At 76.0% G+C, this 24336-nt stretch carries 28 protein-coding genes; 9 read left to right on the forward strand and 19 right to left on the reverse strand.

All coding sequences use genetic code 11. The features are described from left to right. Window positions 1-20: 20 nt before the first annotated feature. The 10 genes from IEX99_RS14715 to IEX99_RS14760 form a co-directional block, all read right to left on the reverse strand. Window positions 21-1733 (reverse strand): complex I subunit 5 family protein, encoded by a 1713-nt coding sequence (locus IEX99_RS14715; RefSeq protein ID WP_188901581.1) that lies wholly within the window; start codon window positions 1731-1733, stop codon window positions 21-23. After that, window positions 1730-3223 carry a complex I subunit 5 family protein gene (locus IEX99_RS14720; protein ID WP_188901583.1) on the reverse strand — a complete coding sequence of 498 codons (1494 nt, stop codon included), beginning with the start codon at window positions 3221-3223 and terminating at the stop codon, window positions 1730-1732. The genes IEX99_RS14715 and IEX99_RS14720 overlap by 4 nt, the downstream gene beginning before the upstream one ends. Then, a complete protein-coding gene (locus tag IEX99_RS14725; RefSeq protein WP_188901585.1) occupies window positions 3220-4722 on the reverse strand; it encodes a complex I subunit 5 family protein in 1503 nt (500 codons plus the stop codon). The genes IEX99_RS14720 and IEX99_RS14725 overlap by 4 nt, the downstream gene beginning before the upstream one ends. Next, window positions 4712-5050 carry an NADH-quinone oxidoreductase subunit K gene (locus tag IEX99_RS14730; protein WP_188901587.1) on the reverse strand — a complete coding sequence of 113 codons (339 nt, stop codon included), beginning with the start codon at window positions 5048-5050 and terminating at the stop codon, window positions 4712-4714. Before IEX99_RS14730 ends, IEX99_RS14725 begins: the two co-directional genes overlap by 11 nt. Continuing rightward, entirely contained in the window at window positions 5047-6000 is a 954-nt protein-coding gene (locus tag IEX99_RS14735) for a Na(+)/H(+) antiporter subunit B (RefSeq protein ID WP_229678048.1), read from the reverse strand. Before IEX99_RS14735 ends, IEX99_RS14730 begins: the two co-directional genes overlap by 4 nt. Then, the gene (locus IEX99_RS14740; RefSeq protein ID WP_188901589.1) at window positions 5997-6311 is read right to left on the reverse strand and encodes a monovalent cation/H(+) antiporter subunit G; all 315 of its coding nucleotides are present in this window, start codon (window positions 6309-6311) and stop codon (window positions 5997-5999) included. Before IEX99_RS14740 ends, IEX99_RS14735 begins: the two co-directional genes overlap by 4 nt. Next, a complete protein-coding gene (locus IEX99_RS14745) occupies window positions 6308-6601 on the reverse strand; it encodes a monovalent cation/H+ antiporter complex subunit F (protein ID WP_188901591.1) in 294 nt (97 codons plus the stop codon). The genes IEX99_RS14740 and IEX99_RS14745 overlap by 4 nt, the downstream gene beginning before the upstream one ends. Then, window positions 6594-7094 carry a Na+/H+ antiporter subunit E gene (locus IEX99_RS14750; RefSeq protein ID WP_188901593.1) on the reverse strand — a complete coding sequence of 167 codons (501 nt, stop codon included), beginning with the start codon at window positions 7092-7094 and terminating at the stop codon, window positions 6594-6596. Before IEX99_RS14750 ends, IEX99_RS14745 begins: the two co-directional genes overlap by 8 nt. A gap of 110 nt (window positions 7095-7204) precedes the next feature. Then, the gene (locus IEX99_RS14755; RefSeq protein WP_188901595.1) at window positions 7205-7801 is read right to left on the reverse strand and encodes an exopolysaccharide biosynthesis protein; all 597 of its coding nucleotides are present in this window, start codon (window positions 7799-7801) and stop codon (window positions 7205-7207) included. A 122-nt stretch (window positions 7802-7923) separates the two neighbouring features. Continuing rightward, complete coding sequence (locus IEX99_RS14760) at window positions 7924-8274, reverse strand: Na+/H+ antiporter subunit E (protein ID WP_229678049.1); 351 nt, start codon at window positions 8272-8274, stop codon at window positions 7924-7926. A gap of 339 nt (window positions 8275-8613) precedes the next feature. Here IEX99_RS14760 and IEX99_RS14765 point away from each other — a divergent pair, with 339 nt between their 5' ends. Continuing rightward, a complete protein-coding gene (locus IEX99_RS14765; RefSeq protein ID WP_188901600.1) occupies window positions 8614-9387 on the forward strand; it encodes a hypothetical protein in 774 nt (257 codons plus the stop codon). Between the two features lie 61 nt (window positions 9388-9448). Here IEX99_RS14765 and mnhG read toward each other — a convergent pair whose 3' ends face one another. From mnhG to mbhE, 6 genes are all read right to left on the reverse strand, one after another. Then, complete coding sequence (gene mnhG / locus IEX99_RS14770) at window positions 9449-9913, reverse strand: monovalent cation/H(+) antiporter subunit G (RefSeq protein ID WP_188901602.1); 465 nt, start codon at window positions 9911-9913, stop codon at window positions 9449-9451. After that, entirely contained in the window at window positions 9906-10223 is a 318-nt protein-coding gene (locus IEX99_RS14775; RefSeq protein WP_188901604.1) for a monovalent cation/H+ antiporter complex subunit F, read from the reverse strand. The genes mnhG and IEX99_RS14775 overlap by 8 nt, the downstream gene beginning before the upstream one ends. 79 nt (window positions 10224-10302) lie before the next feature. Next, complete coding sequence (locus IEX99_RS14780) at window positions 10303-11835, reverse strand: proton-conducting transporter transmembrane domain-containing protein (RefSeq protein WP_188901606.1); 1533 nt, start codon at window positions 11833-11835, stop codon at window positions 10303-10305. After that, window positions 11835-12275, reverse strand: a complete 441-nt coding sequence (locus IEX99_RS14785; protein ID WP_188901608.1) for an NADH-quinone oxidoreductase subunit K — start codon at window positions 12273-12275, stop codon at window positions 11835-11837. Before IEX99_RS14785 ends, IEX99_RS14780 begins: the two co-directional genes overlap by 1 nt. Before the next feature lie 7 nt (window positions 12276-12282). Then, the gene (locus IEX99_RS14790) at window positions 12283-12699 is read right to left on the reverse strand and encodes an MnhB domain-containing protein (RefSeq protein WP_188901610.1); all 417 of its coding nucleotides are present in this window, start codon (window positions 12697-12699) and stop codon (window positions 12283-12285) included. Next, the gene (gene mbhE, locus IEX99_RS14795) at window positions 12696-14990 is read right to left on the reverse strand and encodes a hydrogen gas-evolving membrane-bound hydrogenase subunit E (RefSeq protein WP_188901612.1); all 2295 of its coding nucleotides are present in this window, start codon (window positions 14988-14990) and stop codon (window positions 12696-12698) included. Before mbhE ends, IEX99_RS14790 begins: the two co-directional genes overlap by 4 nt. A 285-nt stretch (window positions 14991-15275) precedes the next feature. Between mbhE and IEX99_RS14800 the strand changes: the two genes are divergently transcribed. From IEX99_RS14800 to IEX99_RS14815, 4 genes are all read left to right on the forward strand, one after another. After that, window positions 15276-15506: a hypothetical protein gene (locus IEX99_RS14800; RefSeq protein WP_188901613.1), complete on the forward strand. Its 231-nt coding sequence runs from the start codon at window positions 15276-15278 to the stop codon at window positions 15504-15506. Between the two features lie 152 nt (window positions 15507-15658). Further along, window positions 15659-16726, forward strand: coding sequence for a patatin-like phospholipase family protein (locus tag IEX99_RS14805; RefSeq protein ID WP_188901615.1), 1068 nt, complete (start codon window positions 15659-15661; stop codon window positions 16724-16726). A 4-nt stretch (window positions 16727-16730) separates the two neighbouring features. Beyond that, on the forward strand, window positions 16731-18185 hold the full coding sequence (locus IEX99_RS14810; protein WP_188901618.1) for a GntP family permease: 1455 nt from the start codon (window positions 16731-16733) through the stop codon (window positions 18183-18185). 197 nt (window positions 18186-18382) lie between these two features. After that, the gene (locus IEX99_RS14815; protein WP_188901620.1) at window positions 18383-18739 is read left to right on the forward strand and encodes a PepSY domain-containing protein; all 357 of its coding nucleotides are present in this window, start codon (window positions 18383-18385) and stop codon (window positions 18737-18739) included. Window positions 18740-18899: 160 nt separating this feature from the next. On the opposite strand, the gene IEX99_RS14820 is transcribed toward IEX99_RS14815, so the two are convergent. Together IEX99_RS14820 and IEX99_RS14825 are read right to left on the reverse strand one after the other, a co-directional pair. Further along, window positions 18900-19847 (reverse strand): 1-phosphofructokinase family hexose kinase, encoded by a 948-nt coding sequence (locus tag IEX99_RS14820; RefSeq protein ID WP_188901622.1) that lies wholly within the window; start codon window positions 19845-19847, stop codon window positions 18900-18902. 34 nt (window positions 19848-19881) lie between these two features. After that, on the reverse strand, window positions 19882-20754 hold the full coding sequence (locus tag IEX99_RS14825; protein WP_188901624.1) for a universal stress protein: 873 nt from the start codon (window positions 20752-20754) through the stop codon (window positions 19882-19884). A gap of 97 nt (window positions 20755-20851) precedes the next feature. Here IEX99_RS14825 and IEX99_RS14830 point away from each other — a divergent pair, with 97 nt between their 5' ends. The 4 genes from IEX99_RS14830 to IEX99_RS14845 are packed head-to-tail and all read left to right on the forward strand — an operon-like array spanning window position 20852 to window position 23146. Further along, window positions 20852-21583, forward strand: a complete 732-nt coding sequence (locus IEX99_RS14830) for a DUF1538 family protein (RefSeq protein ID WP_188901626.1) — start codon at window positions 20852-20854, stop codon at window positions 21581-21583. 9 nt (window positions 21584-21592) lie between these two features. After that, the gene (locus tag IEX99_RS14835; protein WP_188901628.1) at window positions 21593-22375 is read left to right on the forward strand and encodes a DUF1538 domain-containing protein; all 783 of its coding nucleotides are present in this window, start codon (window positions 21593-21595) and stop codon (window positions 22373-22375) included. Further along, entirely contained in the window at window positions 22365-22715 is a 351-nt protein-coding gene (locus IEX99_RS14840) for a P-II family nitrogen regulator (RefSeq protein WP_188901630.1), read from the forward strand. The genes IEX99_RS14835 and IEX99_RS14840 overlap by 11 nt, the downstream gene beginning before the upstream one ends. Beyond that, on the forward strand, window positions 22712-23146 hold the full coding sequence (locus IEX99_RS14845; RefSeq protein WP_188901632.1) for a CBS domain-containing protein: 435 nt from the start codon (window positions 22712-22714) through the stop codon (window positions 23144-23146). The genes IEX99_RS14840 and IEX99_RS14845 overlap by 4 nt, the downstream gene beginning before the upstream one ends. Before the next feature lie 98 nt (window positions 23147-23244). Here the strand turns inward: IEX99_RS14845 and IEX99_RS14850 are convergent, their stop codons facing one another. Continuing rightward, entirely contained in the window at window positions 23245-24327 is a 1083-nt protein-coding gene (locus tag IEX99_RS14850) for an MBL fold metallo-hydrolase (protein WP_229678050.1), read from the reverse strand. Window positions 24328-24336 lie beyond the last annotated feature (9 nt).

Consider the following 24336-nt stretch of genomic DNA (forward strand, 5'->3'; position numbering starts at 1 on the left):
GCGGACCGCGCCGCCGCCGATCAGCGCCCGGCGACCAGCACCATGCCGAAGAGGATGGCCACCACCAGCAGCGACAGCCCGGCCGTTGGCCAGGCGCGCAGCACGCCCTCCATCCCCGCCAGCGCCCGGACGGCCTCGGCGGCGAGGCGCTGGCCCGACGCGGCGAGACGCGGCGCCCGCAGCGGCGGGCGCCAGCGCGCCAGGGCCCGGGTCGCGCCCTCGCCGATCACCACGAGATCGCCCTCCGGCACCGACGGAAGGCGGCCAGCCCGCCACCACAGGCCGAGGGCGAGCCCGGAGCCGGCCAGCACCGGCCAGCCCGCCTCCCAGAGCGCCGCCGGCGAGAGCGCGCCGGCCAGCCCTCCTCCGCCGGCCGTCAGGTAGATCCCCCAGGGCACCAGGACCGCCGCGGCCGCCGCCATCAGCCAGGGGAGGACGATCCCGGCCGGCGGCGCGGCATCGGGCGCAGCCGCCGACCCGCCGCCGACCGCGAGGCGGCGCAGGAAGTGCAGCATCAGCAGCGTGGTTGCCGCCGCCGACAGCGAGGCCAGCGTCCCCGCCGCGCCGCCGCCCAGCGGCTCCTTCACCGCGAGCTTCGCCAGCGCGCCGCCGGTGAGGGGCAGTCCGCCCAGCCCGATCGCGAGCACCGCCGTCACCACCAGCACGGGCAGGAGCCGCCGCGCGCCGGTGGCGGCGGCGACGCCGACCGCGAGGAACATCGCCCCCTTCGCCAGCGCGTGGTGCGCCGCGTAGAACGCCGCCGGCAGCGCCGCCCCGCCGACCCCGCCCGCCGTGGCGAGGCCCATGCCGAGCACCGCCGCGATCACCCCCATCTGGCTCAGGCTGGAATAGGCGAGCACCGTCTTCGGGTGCTCCTGCGTCACGCCGGCCGCCACCCCGTAGAAGGCCGTGCCGAAGCCGATCCAGACCAGCGCCAGCCCCCAGCCCGCCGGCGCGGCCTCCGGCGGCAGGAAGCGGATCAGGCCGATCACGCCGGCCTTGATGATGGCGCCGCTGAGCACCGCCGAGGCCGGCGTCGGCGCCGCCGGATGGGCCAGCGGCAGCCAGACGTGCAGCGGCACCAGTCCGGCCTTCAGCCCGAACCCCGCGACCAGCAGCGCGAGGGCGAGGTCGCGCCAGGGCGAGCCCGGCAGCGCCGCCGCCGCGTCGCGGATCAGCAGGCTGTCCGCCGCCGTCGCCGCCACCATGAAGCCGAGCAGCAGGCAGGTCTCGCCCAGCACGGCGAGGATCAGGTAGATCCGCGCGGCGCGGCGGGCGCGCGGGGTCTCCTCGTGCACCACCAGCCCGTAGGCGGCGAGGCTCGCCAGGGCGAAGGCGAGGTAGAAGCTCGCCAGGTCCGCGGCCAGGAAGACGCCGAGGCTGCCCGCCTGCGTCAGCAGCCAGAACGCCGCGAAGCGCTCCCCATGCGGCTTCCCGCGCAGATAGGCGCCCGCATAGGCGCCGGCCGCGCTCCACAGCAGCGCCACGGGCCCGAGCAGCGTCGCGCCGACGGGGTCGAGCGCCAGCGCCATGCCGAGCAGCAGCGGCTCGCTCCGCGCCTCGCCGCCGACGGCGAGCAGGGAGGCAGCCAACGCCGGCAGGGGCGCAGCCCAGAGCAGCCCCAGCATGCGCGCCCCGAGGCGCGGCGCCGCACCGGCAAGCAGCAGGGCCAGCGGCAGGGCCACCGCCGCCGCCAGCAGGGTCGGGGACTCCGGCACCGCCACCGTGCTCACCACAGCCCGTAGTCCCGCGCCACGATCAGCCGGGCCCAGCCGAGCGGGCTGAAGGCGACGGCCGCGAACAGTCCGGCACCGAGCGCCGCGGCGGCGGTGACGAGCGGCGGCAGCACCAGACCCCACTCGGCCTCCTCGCCGAGGGGCGCCGCCGCCCGGTCCGGCCCTGCCGCGCCCCCGGCGGCGGGCAGGAACCAGGCGCGGTAGAGCAGCGGCAGGAAATAAGCGGCGTTGAGCAGGCTGCTGCCGGCCAGGACGAAGATCACCCAGACCTGTCCGGCCTGCAGCGCGCCCGTGCCGAGGTACCACTTGCTGATGAAGCCGGCGACCGGCGGCACCCCGATCATGCCCAGCGCGGCGACGCTGAAGGCCAGCATGGTGAGCGGCATGCGCCGTCCCGCGCCGTCCAGCTCCTCCACCCTGTGGATGTGCAGCGTCTCGGCCAGCGCGCCGGCGCAGAAGAACAGCGTGATCTTCATCAGCCCCTGGTGCACGAGGTGGACCAGCCCGCCCACCACCGCCGCCGGGCCCGCCAGCGCCGCGCCGAGCGCGATGTAGGAGACCTGGCTGACGGTGGAGAAGGCGAGCCGCCGCTTGATGTCGCTCTGCGCGAGCGCGCGCAGCGAGCCGTAGAGGATCGTCGCCGAGGCCGCGACCGCCAGCGGCAGGCCGAGCCCGAGCCCCTGCACCAGCCCGATGCCATAGACGTCGAACACCACGCGCAGGATGCCGAAGGCGCCCGCCTTCACGACGGCGACCGCGTGCAGCAGGGCGCTGACCGGCGCCGGCGCCACCATCGCCGTCGGCAGCCAGGCGTGCAGCGGCACCAGCGCGGCCTTCACCCCGAGGCCGCCGACGAGGAGCAGGAAGCAGACCCGGAGCGTGCCCGGATCCACGCCGGCGAGGCTGCCGTGCACCGTGAACTCGATCGGACCGACCAGCCCCTCGAGCCACAGGATGCCGAGCAGAAGCGCGGCGCTGCCGCCGAGCGTGTAGGCCAGGTACAGGCGCCCGGCGGCCAGGGAAGGGGCGTCGCCGCGGTGCACCACCAGCGGCCAGGTGGAGAGCGTCAACAGCTCGTAGAAGACGAAGAAGGTGATCAGCGATCCGGAGAGGGCGATCCCGGTCGTGGCGAAGACGCACAGGCTGAAGAAGCCGAAGAACCGCGACTGGTTCGGCCCGTGGCCGAGATAGGCGATGGCGAAGATCGTCGTCAGCAGCCACAGGAAGGCGGAGAGGGTCACGAACAGCAGCGCCAGCGCATCCACGCGCAGCAGCAGGTCGAGCCCGGCCACCAGCGGGAACCCGAACTCGTAGAGCGCCCCTGCGGCCACCCGGTCGAGCATGTACATGACCAGCCCGAGCTTGGCCCCCGCGCCCGCGAGGTTGATCGCGCTGCGCATCCGCCATGCCCGCTCCGGCAGGAAGAAGATGACGACCGCCGGCACCAGCGAGGTGAGCAGGATCAGCAGCGGCAGCAGCGCGGTCATCCGAGGCCCTCCTCCGCCGCGGTCGGCCGGCCGACCCACAGCAGCCGGTAGGGCCCGAGCGGGAGCAGTCCGAGCAGCACGGAGAGCAGCGCGAGCACGAGCGGGATCGCCTGCCGCCGCCGCGGCACGGGCCGGCGCAGCGCCACCGGCTCGTCGGCGCCGGCGAGCGCCGGGTTCAGCACGCGGAACACGTAGCCCGCCGCGAGCAGCCCGCCCGCGAGCATCGGCACCGCCCACCACCACTGCCCGCTCGCCAGCGCCGTGGTCACGAGCAGCCACTTGGCGATGAAGCCGCCGCTCGGCGGCAGGCCCATCAGCGACAGGCCCGCCAGGCCGAAAGCGAACACGGTCATCGGCAGCGCCCGCCCGATCCCCCCCAGCCCGGCGATCCGGTCGTGGCCGACCGCCTCCAGGATGAGCCCTGCGGCGAGGAACATCGCCGACTTGGCGAAGGCGTGCGAGATCGCGTGCAGGATGCCGCCGTTCCAGGCTCCCGCGCTCCAGGGCTGCGCCTCGGTCGGACCGCCGGTGAGCGGGAACATCAGGAACAGGTAGCCGAGCTGCGCCATGGTCGAGTAGGCGACGGCGAGCTTGAGCCGCTCCTGGCGCAGGGCGAGCACGCTGCCGAAGAGGATCGCCGCCGTCCCGAGCGCGGCGAGCAGCGTCGCCGCCTCCGGATGCGCGACCGCCGGCAGGGCGTCGAACCAGAGCCGAACCAACAGGTAGAAGGAGGCCTTGACGACCAGCCCCGAGAGCACGGCGCTGGCCGCCGCCGGCGCGCCGGCATGGGCGGGGGGCAGCCAGAGGTGCAGCGGGAACAGCGCGGTCTTGGCGAGCAGCCCCGCCGTCATCAGCGCGCCCGCGGCCCATGCGGCCGGCTCGCTGCGCGCCGCGCCGGCGAGCAGGGCGATGTCGAGCGTGCCGTAGGCGCCGTAGAGCAGCGCCACCCCGACCAGGTAGAGCACCGAACCGAGCAGGGCGAAGAGCAGGTAGCGCAGCGCCGCGGCGAAGGTCTCCGGCTTCCCTTCCAGGCTCACCAGCGGCACGGCGGCAAGCGTGAGCAGCTCCAGCGCGACGTAGAGGTTGAACAGGTCGCCGCCGAGGAACGCCGCGTTGAGCGCGCCCCACAGCGCGAAGAGCAGCGGCCAGAACAGCACCGAGGCGCGCGCCTCCCGCTCCGCCGAGGGTGGGCGGAACTCCGCCAGGGCGAACAGGCCGGTGGCGCAGACCACCAGCGCCGTCGTCAGCACCAGCAGCGCCGACAGCCCGTCCGCCCGCAGCGCGATGCCGAGCGGCGGCGCGAAGCCGCCGATCGCGTAGGCCACCGTCTCGCCGCCCCGCCAGACCTGGACGACGAGCAGCACCGAGACGGCGAGGCCGGACGGCAGCACCGCCCAGGCGAGGCGGTGCGCGTGGCGGCCGAGGGGCAGCGCCAGCAGCATGCCGGCGAACGGTAGCGCCACGGCCATCACCACCCAGGGCATGTCGTCACCCGCCATTGCGCTCGCCCGGCGCGGGGGGTGGCGGTTCCGGCGACAGCGTGCTCCGTCCGGTCGCGCCGGCGAGCCGCAGGAGCAGCGCCACGGCGAGCGCCGTGGCCGACAGGGCGACGACGATGCCGGTGATGATCAGGGCGTGCGGCACCGGGTCGCCGCGGCCCGGCGCGGCGCGCTCGGCGATCGCGCCGAGGAGCAGGAACACGCCGCTGCCGATCAGGTTGAAGGCGAGGATCTTCCGCAGCAGCGGCGCCTGCACGATCAGGCCGTAGAGGCCGATCCCCACCAGCGCGGCCCCGCAGAGGCCGTAGAGGGTGGCGGCGTCGGTCATCGCGGCGGCCGCTCCGGCGCGCCGGCCACCAGCAGTCCGAGGGTGACGGCGATGGACAGGGTGAGCGCCGCCTCGACCAGCACGACCAGCGGCTTCACGAAATCCGGAGGATAGCCGAGGAAGGCGCCCGCGGTGGCGAGGCCGGCGAGGCCGACGCCGAGGAACACCGCCGGCCCGCCGACCAGGACAAGGCGCAGCGCGAGGCCGCGCACCGCGGGCGCGTCCGTCAGCCCTGCCATGATCGCGAGCAGCCAGACCGCCGCGAGGATCGTGCCGGCCTGGAAGGCGCCGCCGGGCCGGTCGGCGCCGGCCCAGAACACGTGCGCGCCGACCAGGAGCCCCGCGGGCGGCAGCACGCGGCCGAGGAACACGAGCACGCCCTCGGGCCGGGTGCGGTGCCGCGGCCCCGGCACGCCGCCCCACAGGGGATCGGGAGTGAGCGACCACACGCCAAGCAGCGCCAGCAGCAGCACCACGACCTCGAGCAGCGTGTCGTAGCCGCGCCACACCAGCAGGACGGCGGTGACGGGATTGCCGAGCCCGGTGGCGGGCAGGTGCGCCGCGGCGACGTCGGCGAGGCCGGGCGCCGGCTCCGGCAGCGCCAGGACGGCCGCTCCCAGCCCGAGCGCGAGCGCGGCGCAGAGGATGGCCGCGGCGAGGCGGAGCGCCGTTCCCGGACTCCCGTCCGCCCCCGGCTCCGCCGGCGCGGCGGCCGGCAGGCGCGCCAGCGCGCCGAGCAGCAGCACCCCGGTCAGTCCCGCCCCGATCGCCGCCTCCGCCAGCGCCACGTTCTCGGCGCCGAGGCGCACCCAGGCGAGGGCGAGCAGGAGGCCATAGACGATGTAGAAGACGATCCCGGTGAACTGGGCGCGTGCCCCGACCGCGCACAGGGCTGCCGCCAGGATCATCGGCACCAGCACGAGATCGAGGAGGAGCCAGGCGCCGTTCACCCGGCCGCGCTCCCGCCCGGGGACCGGCCGTTCCGGCGCAGGGCGACGCGGGCGACGAGTTGCGCCACCGTCGCCGCCGCGAGCAGCGCGAACAGCCAGACGGCGAGCAGCTTCAGCGCGGCCAGCGGCCCCTCGGCGCGCGGCAGCAGCCCGAGGACGATCAGGCCGAGGCCGAGATTGTCGGCCTTGGTCAGGGCATGGAGGCGGGTCAGGACGTCGGGGAAGCGCAGCAGCCCGACCGTGCCCGCGAGGAAGAAGAAGGCGCCGGCCGAGACGGCGAGCACGGTGAACAGGTCCAGCGCGAGCCTCATCCCCGGTCGTCCTCCGGCAACTCGGGATCGCCCGAGCCCGAGGAGGTGGCGCCCTTGACGAAGGCGACCGCGGCGAAGGCGGCGAGCAGGGCCAGCACCAGCGCCACGTCCACCGCCGCCGGCCGCTCCGCCGCCGCGGCGAGCAGCAGCACCACCGCGATCCCGCCGGTGCCGAGCAGTTGCGCCGCCATCATGCGGTCCGCCGCGGTCGGTCCCTGCAGGATCCGCACCAGCCCCGCCGCGACGGTGATCAGGAGGAAGGCCGCGGCAGCGACCAGGAATTCAGCCATCCGGACCCTCCCCGGCGCCGTCCCGCCCCAGCGCCCGGGCGAGCCGGGTCTGCTCCGCATCGAGCTGTGCCCCCGCCGCCTGGTCGCGGTCGAGGCAGTGTACGGTGAGACGGTCGCCGTTCGCCGCCACCGCGAGCGAGCCGGGCAGGAGGCTGATGCCGGCGGTGAAGACCTGCCGGGCCGGGCCCCGGGGCAGCCGGAAGCGAAGGGTGACGAGGTCCGGGGCCAGGGGCAGGCGGGGACTGAGCGCGCGGCGCGCCACATCCACGCCGGCCAGCACCGACTGGTGCAGGAAGCGCAGCGCGAGGCGGAGCAGCGCCCCGGGCCGGACGCGCCCGGGCGCGTCCGGTGCCGGCGGCAGAAGCCGCAGGCTCAGCCAGCCCGCCGCGACGGAGGCGAGCAGGCCCGGCAGCAAGGCGCCGCCCGCGCCATCGGTGAGGATGAGCCAGAGGCCGAGGAAGCCGACGCTCCGCAACACCAGGCGACGCCACATCGTGCGATCCCCTCATCCGTGCCGCGCCGCGCGCCGCCGGGCGGACAGGCGCGCCGGCGCGCGCCCGGGTGCGCCGTGCTCGTGCCGTCCCGCGCGCCGTCGCATCGCCGTCAGTTCCCGAACGGCATGGCGGCCCAGGTGGCGAGGCGATGCCCGGCGAGCAGCACCGCCGTTGCCCAGGCGAGCGCGAGCAGGGTCAGCACATGGCCGGCGAGAAGCGCCGCCGCGTCGCGTCGCAGCAGGCCGAGGCCGAGGGCGGCCACGGCGAGCCCCGGGAGCTGGTTCCCGAACGGGATCGGCACCAGGATGACGAGGCCGGCGAGCGTCACTGACACCCCCGTCAGCCATCGCCCGAGCGGCCCGCCGATGCTCTGCGCCGCGCGGCCGCCGCGCCGTGGCGGTCGCCGCCCCGCTCGCCTGAGCAGCCTCGCCAGGCGCCTGAGGCCCGCGCGCACCGCGCTGCGCTGCAGCCGCACCCGCCGGAGGGGGCCGGGCAACCAGGGATGCTCGTAGCCGAGCAGCAGCCGTCCGGCGGTGATCAGCACGCCGATTCCGGCCGGCATGCCGGTCATCGGCACGGGCAGGGCGGCGGGCAGGGCGAGCGCCAGCAGGACCGCACCGAATCCCGCCCGTCCGGCACCGTCCACCAGCTCGCCGAGCGTGATCGTCTCGGTCCGGGGGTCGGGGGGGGCCGCGCCGCATCGCACCCGTTCCTCCCTTCAGGCGATCGCGCTCGGCGGAAGGACGCGGCATCCCCCTCGCGGGCGCCCGCCGCGCGCGATTCCGGCTCGCCGGCGGCCGCGCGGTGCGGCCGGGGCAGCGGCGGCGGTCATGGCAGCACCCGCCGAACGGCGGTCTCGAAGCCGCTCTTGATGCCGGCCACCACCGCCTCGGGCGAGGCGGCGTTGATGCTGTGGATGAAGAGTGTCCGCCGGTCCTCCGAGACGTGGATGGCGGTCGTGCCGGGCGTCAGCGTGATCAGGTCGGCGAGGAGGGTGATCCCGGCGTCGCTCCGCAGGTCGAGCGGCACCGCGAGGATCGCCGGATTGACGGCGAGGCGCGGGCTGAGCGTGGTCAGGATCACGTCCCAGGCCGACAGCACGAGCTCGCGCAGGAACAGCACGGCCAGGTACAGCCAGGCGAGGAGGTTCCAGGGGTTCGGTCGGCGCGTCTCGGTCATCGCGCGGCGGCTCCTCCGACGCATCCGGCGGCGCCGCGCCGGCGCGCTTGGCCGGGACCCGCGCCGGCGGCCGCGATCCAGGGCTCGAATCCAGGGCGTCCCGGCTTGCGCATGGTTGCTGCGGCGATGATCCGATGCGGCGTGCCAACGCGCGGCGCGGCGCGGGTTTCCCCGGCGTCGCGCCGGCCCGCCGCGGCCGGGGGCGACGCCGGCCGGCGGACACGGCGCAGGCCGCGGGCTCGCTGCGCCCGGCGGTCGCCGTGCAGCCGCCGCCCGCCGGGCGCGTTTACCGTCCCGATCCCGACGCGCGCCGGTGGCGGAAGACGAAGGACATGTCCCATGGAGGCCGATTCCCGGCTGCAGCGGATCCTCGAGAGGGTCGAACTCGTCGGCGGCATCGGCGCCCCGAAGTTCGGCCGGATGTGCGTCATGTCGCTCGCGGCCCACCTCGCGGGGGAGCCCCATACCGACTGCCCGGCGAGCGTCTCCCCGGTGATCCGCGGCTTCGCCGTCCCGATCAACGACCAGATGCCCGGCCCGGTGCGCCAGCGCCTGAAGCCCTTCGCGCCGCGGCTCATCGGCACCGATGACGGCCTCGACGCGGTCCGCACCGACCTCCTGCGCGCCGCGCTGGCGGAGCGGCTCGTCCCGCGGGCGGCGGCGCGGCATGGAACGCCGCCGGATGCGCGGCGGCCCGCCGGTGCGCCGGTCCACGCGCGGAGCTGGCTCGCCGGCGGCGACCTCCGCTGGCGGATCGGCAGGCTGCTGGAGCAGATCAGGGCGGAGAGCGACCTCCGGCCCGGCAGCGATGTGCATGCGGCGAGCCTGGCGGGGTACCTGATCGGCCTGTGCGCCCGCGCCGCGCCGGACCCCCGCGAGGCGGAATGGTACTGGACCGAGGGGCTCGGGCTGCTGGACCGGATGTGCGATCTCGGTGCCAGCCGGCGGCCGGCCGGCGGCGGGGTGCGGGCGGATCGGCTCGCCCGGCTCGCAAGCGCGCTCCCGGCGCGCGGACGCGGCTCGGTCGGCTTGCGGATGCCTGCCGCCGGGCCCCTGGCGGCCCGATTCCCCGGGCACCCGGTGGGCCTCGGCAGGGCGTTCGGCCGGTCCTGATCCGTCGCCGCTGCCCGGCGCCGGAACGGCGCGGCGCCAGGGCGTGCCGGACCGCGGCGCATCATGGGGAGGGCGGCGCGGGCGGCGCGGGCTCGCGGCCCGGATCGGAGCGCTCCGCCTTGTCGGGAGCCGCCTCTTCCTCGGCGGTCGGCTGCAGGGCGCGCCGCCGTTGCCCCGCATCCACCGGATCGAAGGTCCCGCGCGGAAGCACGCCGGCGAGCTGGTCCGCCACCGTGCCGGTCCAGAGCGGCGCGCCGCCGACATACGCCGCGCGGCCCAGGGCATTGGCGGCCACCGGCGTCGTCGCGAGCAGGAAGCCGAGGATCACCAGGGCGCGCACCCAGGCATCGCCGCCGCCGAAGGCCAACGCGGTGCCGATCAGCACGAGCCCGGAGCCGACCGCGCCGGCCTTGGTCGAGGCGTGCATGCGCAGGAAGGTGTCCGGCAGGCGCGCCACGCCGACCGCCGCGACCAGCACCACGGCGGAGCCGGCGAGCAGAAGCAGCGCGGCGAGCAGCTCAACCATGGCCGTCGCCCTCCTGCTCCGCGCTGCGCGGCTGGCTCGCGCGCTCGATGAAGCCCGCCATCGCCACCGCACCGATGAAGCCGATCAGTCCGAGCCCGAGCGCCACGTCGAGCAGCGCCAGGTGTCCGGCGGCGAGCGCCGCCAGGGCCGAGCCCGTCAGGGCGAGCAGGCCGAGCAGGTCCATCGCCACCGCGCGATCGGCGATGCCCGGCCCGCGCACCATGCGCCAGGAGGCCAGGGCCACCGCGGCGGCGATCATCAGCGCGGAGAGCGCGAGCGCGACCTGGAGCACCGGGCCGGCCCCGCTCATCGCGGCCCTCCCCGCCGGCTCGCGGCGGCGCGGGCGCCTCCGGCGTCGGGGAGCGTCGGCGGGATGCGGTCGGCGGCGGTCATGGTGCGGCGGCCCCTCCCAGGACGGCGTTGAGGTAGGCCTCCCGGCCGGCGGTCAGCTGCTCGCCGGCGGCGAGGGCGAAGGCCAGGAGCGGCTCGGCCCAAAGGCCGAGGGACAGGGTGAGGAGGGCCAGCACCGCGGCGGGCCCGAGCATCAGCCAGCGTTCGGCGGCGCCCATGCGGTGCGGCGCGAGCGGCGCCTCCTCCGGCGCCTCCTTCCAGAATGCCTCGGTCCAGATCCGCAGCATGGAGTAGAGCGCGACCAGGCCGGCGACCAGCACCGCCACGGCGATGACGTAGGCCTCGGCCTCGAGCCCCGAGCGGACCAGCAGCACCTTGCCCCAGAAGCCCGCGAGCGGCGGCAGCCCGGCGAGCGACAGCGCCGGCAGCAGGAACAGCAGGCCGAGCAGCGGCTCGCGCCGCCATAGCCCGCCGAGCCGCGCCAGGGCGTAGCTGCCGCCGGCACGGCGGATGGCGCCGGCGACGAGGAACAGGTTCGCCTTCACCAGCACGTCCTGCAGCACGTAGAACACCGCCCCGGCGATGGCGAGCGGCGTCGCGACCGCCGCGCCGACCAGCATCACGCCGACCGAGCCGATGACGTTGAAGGCGAGGATGCGTCGCACGTCCCAGTGCGCCACCGCGCCGAGCGTCCCGGTGATCATGGTGGCGACGGCGACGGCGCCGAGGACCCAGGGCATCCACTCCGCCGTGCCCGCGAAGACCAGCGTGAACAGGCGGAACACGCCGTAGACCCCGACCTTGGTGAGCAGCGCCGCGAACACCGCGCCGACCTGCGGGGTCGCGGTATGGTAGCTCGCCGGCAGCCAGTAGAACAGCGGGAAGGCCGCCGCCTTCATGCCGAAGGCGCCGAGGAACAGCAGCGCCACCGCCGCGACCGCCCCGCGGTTCTCGACCTCCGGCACGCGCCGCGCGAGGTCGGCCATGTTGAGCGTGCCGGTCATGCCGTAGAGCAGCGCCACCGCGAACAGCAGCACCGTCGTCGCGACCATGTTGAGGGCGAGGTACTTCACCCCGGCGTCGAGCTGCGCGCGCCCGCCGCCGACCGCGAGCAGCCCGAACGAGGCGATCAGCATCACCTCGAACCAGACGTAGAGGTTGAACACGTCGCCGGCGAGGAAGGCGCCGCAGACGCCGAGCATGAGCCCCGAGAGCAGCGGATGGTAGAGCTGCTCCTCGCGCTCCGTCGGCCCGTCGGCGCAGCCGTAGACCGCGACCGCCGCATAGACCAGCGCGGCGGCCGCCACCAGCGCGGCGGAGAGGAGGTCGGCGACGAGGGTGATGCCGAACGGCGCGGGCCAGCCGCCCATCTGGCTCGCCACCGGCCCGCCCCGCGCAGCGACGTGCGCGAGCAGGGCGATGGCGGCGACGAGCAGCGCGAAGGCCGCGGCCAGCGTGAGCCCGCGCTGCGCCATCGGGAAACGCCAGAGCACGGCGCCGAGCGCGCAGGCGAGGAGCGGCAGCGCGAGCGGCAGGACGAGGAGGAGGTCGGCCTCGGCGGCGGCGGGCATCACGCGGCCTCCCGCGCCGCCGGCGTCGGCGGCGGCCGCCGGGTCGGGGGCTCCGCCGCCGCCGCCGCCGCCGGGTCGGCGGCGGGCAGGCCGGGCGGCTCGGCCTCGCGCAGCGCGTCGGGGTCCACCGTGCCGTAGGCGCGGTGCGCGGCGTGCACCAGGACCAGGCTGAAGGCGGTCAGGCCGAAGGAGATGACGATGGCGGTGAGGATCAGCGCCTGCGGCAGGGGGTTGGCGGTGCCCGCGGCGAGCGCCTGCGCGCCCGGCTCGACCAGGGGCGGGATGCGGCCCAGCACGCGGCCGGCCGCGAAGATCGCGATGTTCACCGCGTTGCTCAGCAGCAGCAGCCCGACCGCCACGCGCAGCAGGGTGCGGGCGAGCATCAGGTAGGTGCCGCCCGCGAGCAGCGCTCCGAAGGCCAGGGCGAGGAGCTCGTCCATCCCCGACTCACTCCTCCGCGAAGGGCAGCACCACGGCGAGGGCGAAGCCCGCCACCGTGAGGTAGACGCCGATGTCGAACAGCAGGGTGGTGCCGAGCGGCAGCGCCACCGGGCCGAGGACGAGGTCGCCCCACTGGTGGGTGAGCAGGGGCGAGATGCCGAGCAGCGGCGGGAGCGCGCCGGAGGCGAGGGCGAGCAGCAACCCGACGCCGAGCATGGACTTCGGATCCGCGCGCAGCATGCGGAGGGTCCGCGCCCGCCCGTGCGCCAGGGCGTAGACGATCACGCCGAGCGCGCCGATCAGCCCGCCGATGAAGCCGCCGCCCGGCTCGTTGTGGCCGCGCACCAGGATGAAGACCGAGAGCAGCACGCAGGTGACGAGCAGCAGGCGCGCCGAGGTGCGGAGGATGAGGGAGCCGGTCACGGCCCGCGCACCTCCCGTCTCCGCAGCACCGCATAGGCGGCCAGGGCCGCGAGGCCGAGCACGGTGATCTCGCCGAGCGTGTCGAGCGCGCGGAAGTCCACGATGATCACGTTCACCACGTTGCGTCCATGGGCCGCGGGGGCGGCGTTCTCTCCCATCCAGGCCGGGATCGTCGTGTCGAAGGGCATGGCGAGGGCGGCGAGCAGCACCGCGCCCCCGACCACGCCGGTGAGCAGCGCGACCCCGGCGTCGGCGACGCGCTGGCCGCGGCTGCGCGGATCGGTGCCGCGGAACGGCAGCCGCGCCAGCACCGCGACCAGCAGCACCACCGCCAACGTCTCGACCGAGAACTGCGTGAAGGCGAGGTCCGGCGCGCCGAGGACGAGGAACAGGACCCCCGCCCCGAAGCCGACCAGCGCCACGCCCATGATGGCGGTGATGAGGTTCCGCGCCAGGCACGCGACCAGCGCGCCGGCGGCGACCAGCGCGACCAGCCCGACCTCGTGGGCGAGCGGCAGGGGATCCAGCCCGGGCCAGCGCAGCCCGTCCCCCGCGACCATCGCGGCGCCGACGGGCAGCATGAGGGCGAGGAAGCTGAGCGCGAGGTAGCGCCGCAGGCTGCCCGACTGGATCGCCCGCGTCTGCCAGGCCGCGAGGCGCTGCAGGCCGCGCAGGGCGCGCCCGTACTGCGCGTCCGGCCCGTAGCGGTCGAACAGCTCCACGCCCGCCAGGAGCGGCTGCATCCGGTGCCAGGCGAGATATCCGGCGAGCCCCGCGCCGATGGTGGCGACGCTCAGCCAGAACACCACCGTGAAGCCGTGCCACAGCACGAGCTTCGCCTCCGTCGGCCGGCCGAGGATCGCGGCGGCGGCGGGCTCCACCAGCACGCGCCCGAGCAGCCCGGGAAGCAGCCCGAAGAGCAGGCCGAGCGCCGCGAGCAGCGTCGGGCCGGCGAGCATGGCGAAGCCCGGATCGTGCGCCGGCCGCGGCGTCGGCGCAGGGCGGCCGAAGAAGGGCCGGGCCGCCACCACCCCGGCGGCGATCACCGTGACCGTGTTGGCGACGAGCGCGGCGGCGGGTAGCATTCCCGCGGCGAGCAGGTTCGCCTCGTAGAGCAGCTCCTTCGCCACGAATCCGACGAAGGGCGGTAGCCCGGCCATGGAGAGCGCGCCGAGCGCCGCCACCGTCGCGGTCAGCGGCATGGCGCGCGCGAGGCCGCGCAGGCGCGAGGCGTCGCGCATGCCCGTCTCGTGGTCCACGATGCCGGCGACCAGGAACAGGCACGCCTTGTAGAGCGCATGCACGATCAGGAAGGCGATCGCCGCCGTCGCCGCCAGCGGGTCCTCCTGGCCGATCAGCGCGACCAGGGTGCCGAGGCCGACCACGGTCGAGTAGGCGAGCACGCGCTTGAGGTCGGTTTCGCGCAGCGCCAGCACCGCGCCGACCACCATGGTCAGCGCCCCGAACCCGGTGAGCAGCTCGACCCACAGCGGCATTCCCCCGAACACGGGATTGAGCCGCGCCAGCAGGTAGACGCCGAGCTTCACCATGGTGGCGGAATGCAGGTAGGCGGAGACGGGCGTCGGCGCCGCCATCGCGTTCGGCAGCCAGGAGTGCAGGGGCGCCTGGGCCGACTTGGCGAAGGCGCCGACCACGATCAGCGCCACCACCAGCGGCGCCCAGGGATGCGCCGCGAACTCGGCAGCGCGCGCCGCGATCTCCGAGATCCGGTAGGTCCCGGCGATGCCGCCGAGCAGCAGGGCGCCGGCGAGCAGCGCGAGCCCGCCGCCCACCGTCACCAGCAGCCCCTGCACCGCGGCGCGCCGCGCGCTCGAGCGGCCGCCCTCGAAGCCGATCAGCAGGAAGGAGGAGAGGGAGGTCAGCTCCCAGAACACGACCAGCATCACCAGGTCGTCGGCCAGCACGGCGCCGAGCATCGCCGCCATGAACAGCGCGATGGCCCCGAAGAAGCGGTCGATCTGCGGGTGGCCGCGCAGGTAGGCGCCGGCGTAGAGGAAGATGAGCGCGCCGATGCCGGTGATCAGCAGCGCGAACAGCAGCGAGAGCCCGTCCAGGCGCCAGGCGAGGGCGACGCCGAGCGACGGGAGCCAGGGGAGCGCGCCGAGCGCCTGCTCGCCAGGGGCGGGCGCCGCCGCCAGGAAGCCGACGAACAGCAGCGCCGGCACGGCCGCCGCGATCCAGCCCGCGGCGCGCGGCGCCGTCGCGACGGCCGCGACCAGCAGCGGCACGCTGGCGAGGGCGACGAGGATGATCAGGCCTGGATCCGGCATGGCTCCCGCGGACTGGTTCCGATACGCCGAGGCAACGCGCCCGGGCCGCCGGGTTTGCACGGCCGCCGCGGATCGCATCGCGATCGGGGGATGCCCGCGGTTCGGGGAGGCCCTGCCCGCGGGTCGGGTCGATGTGTGGCGCGACGACAGGCGCGACGTCCAGTCCCGCGCCGGGGACCGGCACCTGCGCCGCAACCAAGCGAAGCGCGACTCGTTGCCTGGGTGCCTCGCCGGCACGGCCCCCGCGTCGCCGCCTTCCGGATGCACCTACGAAAGGAGAGGAGGATGGGCAAGATCATCTTGCTCGCCCGCGCGGCGGCCGGCGTGGCACCGCTCGCCGCGGCGGGGGAGGCGGCGGCCCGGGCGCCGGGGCTCCACGCCTTCGTGATCCGCCCGAGCCGACGGCAGATGGCCGAGGCCGCCCGATTCGACCCCGGGACCTTCGCCGCCGGCGAGGGCTGTGCGCGCCGCCGCGGCGGGATCGGCCGATCCTGGCCGGCGGCCGGCGCCCGATGAGAGGGAGCCGTGGCCGCGCCGGGCCCGCCGCGCCCGGCGGGACGGGACAGGCGCCGCGGCGCAGCGCGACGGCCGTGCCCCCGGGCGCAGGCCGCCGGCGCGCCCGCGCGGCGCAGCCGGCGCGGGGCGTCTCAGGCGGGCCGGCCACGCGCATGGCGGGAGACGGCGTCGACGCCCGACCCTCGCCCGCGCCGCGGCGCGACGGCCGGCTGCTGATCGACCTGGCGCTGCAGGGCGGCGGCGCGCACGGCGCCTTCACCTGGGGCGTCCTGGATCGGCTGCTGGAGGAGGACGGACTCGCCATCGACGGCATCTCCGGCACCTCGGCGGGCGCGATGAACGGCGCGGTGCTGGCGGACGGCTGGGCCGCGGGCGGGCCGGAGGGCGCGCGCGCCGCGCTCGAGCGGTTCTGGCGCGCCATCGCGCAGGCGGCCATGTTCAGCCCCCTTCGCCGGGGGCCGCTCGACGTGCTGATGGGGCGCTGGACGCTCGACAGCTCGCCCGCCTTCATCGGCCTCGACCTCGCGGCGCGGCTGTTCTCGCCCTATGACGCGAATCCGCTCGGGCTCAATCCGCTCGCGGGGATCCTCGAGGCGACGGTGGACTTCCGGCGGCTCGCCCGCTCGCCCGTGAAGCTGTTCGTCACGGCGACCAGCGTCCGGACCGGCCAGGGGCGCATCTTCCGCAACGCCGAGGTGACGCCCGACGTGCTGCTCGCCTCCGCCTGCCTGCCCTTCCTGTTCCAGGCGGTCGAAATCGACGGCGAGGCCTACTGGGACGGCGGCTTCGCCGGCAACCCGACGATCACGCCCCTGGTGCGCGAGTGCGAGAGCAACGACACCGTCCTCGTCCAGATCAACCCGGTCGAGCGCCCGGGCGTGCCCCGCACGGCGCGCGAGATCGTGAACCGCGTCAACGAGGTCTCCTTCAACGCCACCCTGCTCAAGGAGCTGCGCATGATCGCCGTGCTGCGGCGGGTGGTGGACCCGGGCGACTGCGAGGGCGCGCTCTGGGCGCGGATGCGGATGCACCGGATCACGACCGCGGCGATGAACGACCTCGGCTATTCCTCGAAGCTGAACGCGGAGTGGGCCTTCCTGCGCTTCCTGCGCGACGAGGGCCGCCGCGCCGCCGACGCCTTCCTGCGCCGCCACGGCGAGGACCTCGGCCGCCGGTCCAGCCTCGACATCGACGCGCTGCTCGAGGAGGGGGAGGGCTGAGGCCGTGGGACTGTCCGGCATCCTCCTCGCCCTCGGCCTGCTGATCTGGCTCGCCTACCGCGGCTGGAGCGTGCTGCTCGTCGCCCCGGCGGCGGCGGCGCTCGCCGCCGCCCTCTCGGGCGAGCCGCCGCTCGCCTCCTGGACGCAGCCCTTCATGGCGGGGGCGGCGCGCTTCATCGCGCAGTTCTTCCCGCTGTTCCTGCTCGGCGCCGTGTTCGGCAAGCTGATGGAGGCGAGCGGATCGGCGCTCGCCATCGCCCGCGGGCTGACGGCGCGGCTCGGGCGGGAGCGCGCGGTGCTCTCCGTGGTGCTGGCCTGCGCCGTGCTGACCTATGGCGGGGTCAGCCTCTTCGTCGTCGCCTTCGCGGTGGCGCCGGTGGCGGCGGCGCTGTTCCGCGAGGCCGACATCCCGCGCCGCCTCATCCCCGCCGCGATCGCGCTCGGCGCCTTCACCTTCACCATGACCGCGCTGCCCGGCACGCCGGCGATCCAGAACGCGATCCCGATGCCCTATTTCGGCACGACGCCCTGGGCCGCGCCCGGCGTCGGCGTGCTGGCGGCGGCGGTGATGCTCGGCTTCGGCCTGTGGTGGCTGCGCCGCGCCGAGGCGGCCGCCCGCCGCGCGGGCGAGGGCTTCGGCGGCGAGGGGCGCACCGGCGCGAAGGCCGACGAGGAGGAGCTGCGCGAGCACGCGACCACCGTGGACAGCTTCGACCCGGCCGAGCTGGCGCATGGCGGGCGGGCGCGGGAGGGCGACCTGCCGCCGACCTGGCTGGCGGCGCTGCCGATCCTGGTCGTGGTCGGCGTCAACCTCGCCGTCACGGCGCTGGTGCTGCCGCGCCTCGATGCCGGCTGGCTCGCCGAGGAGCGCTGGGGCGGCACGACGCTGCAGGCGGTGGGCGGCGTCTGGGCGGTGCTGATCGGGCTGATCGCCGCCATCCTCGTGATCGCGCTCGCCAATCTTCGGCGCCTGCCCGGCCTGCGCGGCTGCCTCGACGCCGGCGCCAACGCCGCGGTCCTGCCGGCGCTCAACACCGCGAGCCAGGTGGGCTTCGGCGCCGTGGTGGCGGGGCTGCCCGCCTTCGCCGCGGTGCGCGACGGCCTGCTCGAGCTCGGCGGCGGCCCTCTCGTCTCCCTGGCGGTGGCGACGAACGTGCTCGCCGGCATCACGGGCTCGGCCTCGGGCGGCCTGACGATCGCGCTCGAGGCGCTCGGCGGGAACTACGCGGCGCTCGCGGCCGAGCGGGGCATCGACCCCGCGCTGATGCACCGGATCGCCGCCATCGCGACCGGCGGGCTCGACGCGCTGCCGCACAACGGGGCGGTGATCACGCTGCTCGCCATCACCGGCGTGACGCACCGCGAGGGCTATCGCCACATCGCCATGGTGGCGATCGCGGGTCCGCTGCTCTCGCTCGTCGTCGCGATCCTCGCGGGCGCTCTCCTCGGCGGCTTCTGAGGGCAGGCGCGCGGGGCGCGCCGCCGCGTCCGGGAGCTTCCGGGGATTCGAAGGTATCGAGCGCCCGCGATCGGGAATGAGCGCCCGTCCGAATGTTGGCCGGGAGGAATCTCGGAGAACGCCGGCACCGTCGCGGCGTTGGGGCGCCAGGCGACGGCCAGTGGGCTCGCCCGGAAACCGGAAAGGAACATCGCATCATGAAGAAGCTTCTCGGCAGCGCGGCGCTTGCCGCCGCCCTGGCGTTCGGCCTCGGCGGCGTGGCCGGAGCCCAGACCGGCACGCCGCCGAGCCCCATGGGCACTCCGGGCCAGACGGGCGCACCGACCGCCCCCGGCGCGGCCGTCGGTGGCGGCGCGGGCGTCGCGGGGATGATGAACGAGCAGCAGGTCCGCGACATGCTCCGCCAGCGCGGCTACTCGGAGATCGAGGACATCGAGCGCGACGGCGACCGCTTCACCGCGCGCGCCCAGCGCGGCGGCGAGCAGGTGCGCCTGCAGGTGGATGCCCGCACCGGCACCGTGCAGGAGCGCCAGGGCGGGACCGGCAGCAACTGATCTCCGTCGCGCCTCCGTCGCGGCGGGCGCGGGCCGCGACCACGGCCCGGCCCGCCCGCACCGCGCGCCGTGGCGGCGGGGAGGCATGGGGCCTCCCCGCCGTTCCGCATCGAGGCGGCGCGGCCGCGGCGGGCGGTCCGGGGCCGGATCCCTCCGGGCGTCAGGCGAGCTGCGGGCGCAGCCTCGCGTAGATCGCCTCCACGTCCGCGCGGCGCGCATGGGCGGTGCCCGGGCTCGCGACGGTGGCGCCTCCTGCGGCGCTGCCCCAGACGAAGGCGTCCTCCGGCGCCGCGCCGCGCGCGAGCGCGACCGTCATCGCCGCGACGAAGCTGTCGCCGGCGCCCGAGGCGCCCCGCACCGGCACGTCCGGCGCCGGCAGGCGCCAGGTCTTCCCCTCGGCGCTGGCGAGCACCGCCCCGCGATGGCCGAGCGTGACCGCGACCAGCCGTGCGGCGCCCGATCGGGCGAGCTCCGCGGCCGCCGCCTCGATCGCCGCGGTCTCCTTCAGCGCGCGGCCGAGCAGCGCCTCGAACTCGCCGAGGCTCGGCTTCACCAGCTCCACCCCGCCCTCGGCGAGCGCGGCGCGCAGCGCCGCGCCCGAGGTGTCGAGCACGACGCGCCGGCCGCGCGCCCGCGCCTCGCGGATCGCGCGGGCATAGAAGTCCTCCGGCACGCCGCGCGCGAGGCTGCCGCTCAGCACCACCCAGCCGCCCGGCTCCTCCGCGAGCGCGGCGAGGGCGGCGCGCCACTCCGCCTCCTCCAGCGCGGGCCCCTCGGGGATGAAGCGGTATTCGAGGCCGCTGGCGCGGTCGTGCACCACCATGGTGATGCGGGTGCGTCCCCGGATCGCCACGCTGCGGCGCGGCACGCCGGCTTCGTCCAGCAGCTCCTCGAGGAACCGGCCGGCGACGCCGCCGGTCATCACCACGGCCAGCGTCTCGCCGCCCAGCTCGCGCGTCACGCGCGAGACGTTCACCCCGCCCCCGCCCGCGTCGTAGGTCTCGCCCGAGGTGCGGATCTTGCGCACCGGCCGCACCGCCTCGGCCTCGCAGGCGAGGTCCACGGCGGGGTTCAGCGTCAGGGTGACGATGCGCCGTTCGGTGCTCATGATGCCCCGGATGCGCGGGAGGGGACGCCGCGGGTCACGCCGGCGGCTCCGGCGGCGGCGCGATGAGCAGGTCGCAATCGAGCTCGGCCACGAGCTCGGCGGCGACGCTGCCGAGCAGCACCCGGTGCAGCACGCCGTGCCGGCCGGTCCCGGCCAGGACGAGCTCGGCCCGCAGGCGGCGGACCGCCTGCTTGACGACCGTCGCCGGCCTGCCCTCCTCGACCGCGAGCCGCGGCGCGGCGGGGCCGAGGTCCACCCCGATCCCCGCGAGGAAGCGCGCGAGCTCCGCCTCGGCCTGCTCCGCCGTGACCTGGCGGTGCTCCTCGATCGCCTCCTGCGGCGCGTCGCCGAGCGCGAGGCCGCCCTTTCCCGGCAGCGCGAAGGCGTGCAGCACGGTCAGCTTCGCCCCGCCGGCGAACAGGCCGAGCGCCGCGGCGGCGCGCAGCGCGCGGGCCGAGGCGTCCGACAGGTCCACCGCGGCGAGGATGCGGCGGTAGGGGCCGGTCGGCAGCAGGTTGACCATCAGCACCGGGCAGCAGCCGCCGCGCACCACCCGCTCGGCGGTGGTGCCGACGACCATGTTCCGCAGCAGGCCGCGCCGCGGCGTGCCCAGCACCACGAGGTCCGCCCCCTGCGCCTGCGCGGCGCGGAGGATCGCGTCGAAGGCGTCGCCGGTCTGGACCAGGACCTGGGTCGGCAGGCCGTTCAGCTCCGCCAGTCCGGCCACCTGCGCGCGCAGCAGTTCGGCGGCCTCGCGCAAGGCCGCCTCCACCAGCCGGGCCGGCTGGTCGTCGTCCACCACATGCAGCAGGAGCAGCTCCGCGCCGCGCGCCCGCGCGAGCATCGCCGCCCGCCGCACCGCGCGGTCGGAGCGGGCGGACAGGTCGGTCGCGCAGATCAGCCGCATCGCCCTCGCTCGGAGGTTAACATCTCCCGGTCCGGCCAGTAGAGACGGGACGGGCCGGCATGGAAAGGGGGGCGAGGCGACCGACGACGGGATGGTGATGGACCGCTTGCCCCAATTCCTCCGCCTGCTGCTCGAGAACCTCCGCGACCTCGCGCCGCTCGTTCTGGTGGTGGGGTTCTTCCAGGCCGCGGTGCTGCGCGAGGCGCCGCCGGACCTCGCCGCCAAGCTGGCCGGCGCGGTGCTGGTCGTGCTCGGGCTCACGCTCTTCGTGCGCGGGCTCTCGATGAGCCTGTTTCCGCTCGGCGAGGGGCTGGCCGACACCTTCGCGCGCCGCGGCAACCTGACGCTGCTGCTCGCCTTCGCCTTCGCCATCGGCTTCGGCAGCACGGTGGCGGAGCCGGCCTTGCACGCCGTCACGAGACAGGCGGCGGAGGCCGCCGCGGCGGCCGGGCGGGTCGCCGGCGACGGGGCGGCGGAACGCTACGCCCTGGCGCTGCGCTACGCGGCCTCGGCGGCGGTCGGCGCCGCCGTCGCCCTCGGCTGCCTGCGCATCATCCTTGGCTGGCCGGCGGTGTGGTTCCTGCTCGGCGGCTACGGCCTAGTCGCGGCGCTGGCGCTGCTCGGGGAGACGCCGATGCTCGGCGTCGCGGCCGACGCCGGCGCCGCCGCGACCTCGGCCATCAACATCCCGCTGATCGCGGCGCTCGGGATCGGGCTTGCCTCGACGATCCGCGGGCGGCGGCCGCTGGCGGACGGGTTCGGCGTGGTCGCGCTCGCCAGCCTGATGCCGATGCTCACCGTGCTGGTCGGCGCGCTGGTGATGGGCTGAACCGCGCCGATGCCCGACGCCCTGGTCCGGACCGCCGGCGGGACGCTGCTCGACGCGGCGCCGGTCGCGCTCGTCCTCCTCGTCTTCCAGGGCGCGGTGCTGCGCCGCCGGCCGCCGCACCTGCGGTCGGTGCTGATCGGCGCCGGCTACCTCCTCCTCGGGCTGATCCTGTTCCGCCTCGGGCTCGAATGGTCGCTGCTGCCGATCGGGAGCCACCTCTCCGACCGGCTGACGCAGCCGGCGCTCGCCGCGGTCCCGGAAGGGGGCACGGCGCCCTGGCACCGGTTCGGCTGGCTCTATGCCTTCGCCGCCACCGTCGGCTTCGCGACGACGCTGGTGGAGCCGGCGCTGACCGCCGTCGCCGAGCGCGTGGGGACCCTGACCGGCGGCGCGGTGCGGCCCTGGACGCTGCGCCTGGTGGTCGCGGTCGGGGTCTCGGTCGGGCTGCTGCTCGGCACGCTGCGCATCGTCACCGGCGTCCCGTTCGCCTGGGCGCTCGCCGCGATGGTCCTGCTGATCGCGGGCCTCGCCGCCCTGGCGCCGCGGCCGCTGGTGCCGCTCGCCTTCGACTGCGGCGGCTTCGCCACCTCCGTCGCCACCGTCCCGCTGGTCGCGGCCTTCGCCGTCGGCGTGGCCCATGCCCTGCCCGGGCGGGATCCCTTGACGGACGGCTTCGGCGTAATCCTATTCGCCCTGCTGTCCCCGGTGGCCAGCGTCCTGGGCTATGCGGCCCTGCTGGCCGGCGGCACCCGGCGGAGCGGCGGGCGCGCAGGAGGAGGCGATGCGGTTTAAGCTGCTGCTCGTGCTGGTCGAGGACGACCGGCTCGACGAGGTGCTGAAGGCGGCGCGCGAGGCCGGGGCGACCGGCGCCACCACGATCACCAGCGCCCGCGGCGAGGGGCTGGTGCCGCGCAAGACCTTCCTCGGCCTGGACCTGACCACCCAGCGCGACATCGTGCTGCTGGTGGTCGAGGAGCATCTCAGCCGCAGCATCCTCGAGGCGGTCGCCGCCGCGGGCCGGTTCGAGAAGGAGCCCGGCTCCGGCATCGCCTTCCAGCTCGCGGTCGAGGACGCGGTCGGGCTCGAGTCGCAGATCCGGTTCCTGTCGAAGCGCGTGGAGGACGAGCTTTGAGCGGCACCGCCACCCATCACCTGCCGGTGCGCGAGGCGATGACGCGCGACCCCGTGGTCGTGGACGGCCTGACCACGGTGCGCGAGGCCCTCGCCATCATGCGCGAGCGCAACATCAGCGCGCTGGTCGTCGAGCGCCGCAACGAGCGCGACGAGTACGGAATCGTGCTGGTCGCCGACATCGCCCGCGAGGTGATCAACCAGAACCGCGCCCCGTCGCGGACCCACCTCTACGAGGTGATGGCCAAGCCGGCGCCGAGCCTGGATTGCGAGATGAACGTCCGCTACGCCGTCCGGCTGCTGCACCGGCTCGGCCTGACGCATGCGATCGTGCTGGACCAGCGCCGGCTGGTCGGGATCGTGACGCTGCGCGACCTGGTGGTCCGCTACGTCGATTCCGCGCCGGGGCCGAGGCCGGAGCCGGCCGCCTAGAGCGGATCGCGGTCGGCCGGAAACGGCCGGGAGCGGGCAGCGGCTCGACAAACGGCCCTCGCGCGCCGCTTGCCGAGCATGGCCGAGCGGAGACCGCCCTAGGCGGTGCGGGACGCGGCGGCGGCCACCTCGGCGAGCAGCCGGCCCTCCCCGCCGGGGTAGCGCGGCGAGAAGTGGAACGGCTCGAGGCGCCGCACGCCGGCCTCGCGGGCGATCTCCCCGGCGGCGCGGGTGGTCAGGTGGCGGCGCTCCGCCGCGATCGCCGCGTCCTCGGCGAGGAAGGGCGCCTCGATGAACAGGATGTCGGCGCGGCGCGCGAGCGCGACGGCGGCGGCGCGGTTTGCCGGCGTGTCGGCGAAGTCGGTCAGGTAGGCGAGGCGCTGCCCCGGCGTGACGCTCACCAGGTCGCGCAGGGTGCCGAGCGGCCGCACCGGCGCGCCGGCCGCCTCCGAGGCGCGGGCGAAGACCGCCACCGGATGGTCGTCGGGACATCCTTCCGCCACCGCGGCCTTGAGGCCGGCGAGCCAGGGGCCGACGGGCAGGCCGCGCTCCTCCAGGCGGCTGCGCCAGACGTTGACGTGCTCGGCCTCCTCCAGCGCGAAGCCGAGGCAGGGCGTGCCGTGGTCGAGCACCGCGGCGCGCAGCCGCAGTCGGCCGAGATGCAGGACGGTGCCGTCCGGCGTGGCCGGGACGAGGGGCGGCAGGGGCTCGGGCCGGAAGCCCGAGTGCAGGCGCAGGCGGGTGCGCGGCCAGGCGGCGCCCGCGGCCGTGCCGGTCACCTCGATCGCCTCGAGGACAAGGTCGTCGCGGATGCGGTCGGCGAGGTTCCAGGTGTAGGACTGCAGGCGGTGGAACAGGCGCTGCGCGAAGCCCTCGGGCCCCACCACCGGCAGCCGGCGCGCGCGGCCGACGAGGACCCGCAGGAGCCGGTCGAAATCCGCCCAGTGGTCCATGTGGGCGTGGGAGATGCCGAGCAGGCCCACGCGCAGCAGATGGCGCGGCGCGAGGGCGGAGAGGTCGCCGCAGTCGAACAGGACGGCGTCGGAAAGGTGCATGGCCTCGACGTAGAGGCCGGGATCGCCGCCGCGCCCGTTCAGCAGCCGCGGGTGCAGGGTGGGCCGCATCGCGCCGAAGGGGTGCCACGGCGGGGCCGCGGCGTCGAGGCGCGCCGCTGCGGCCAACGGACGCGC

It is taken from the genome of Caldovatus sediminis (assembly GCF_014644455.1).
Lineage (GTDB): Bacteria > Pseudomonadota > Alphaproteobacteria > Acetobacterales > Acetobacteraceae > Caldovatus > Caldovatus sediminis.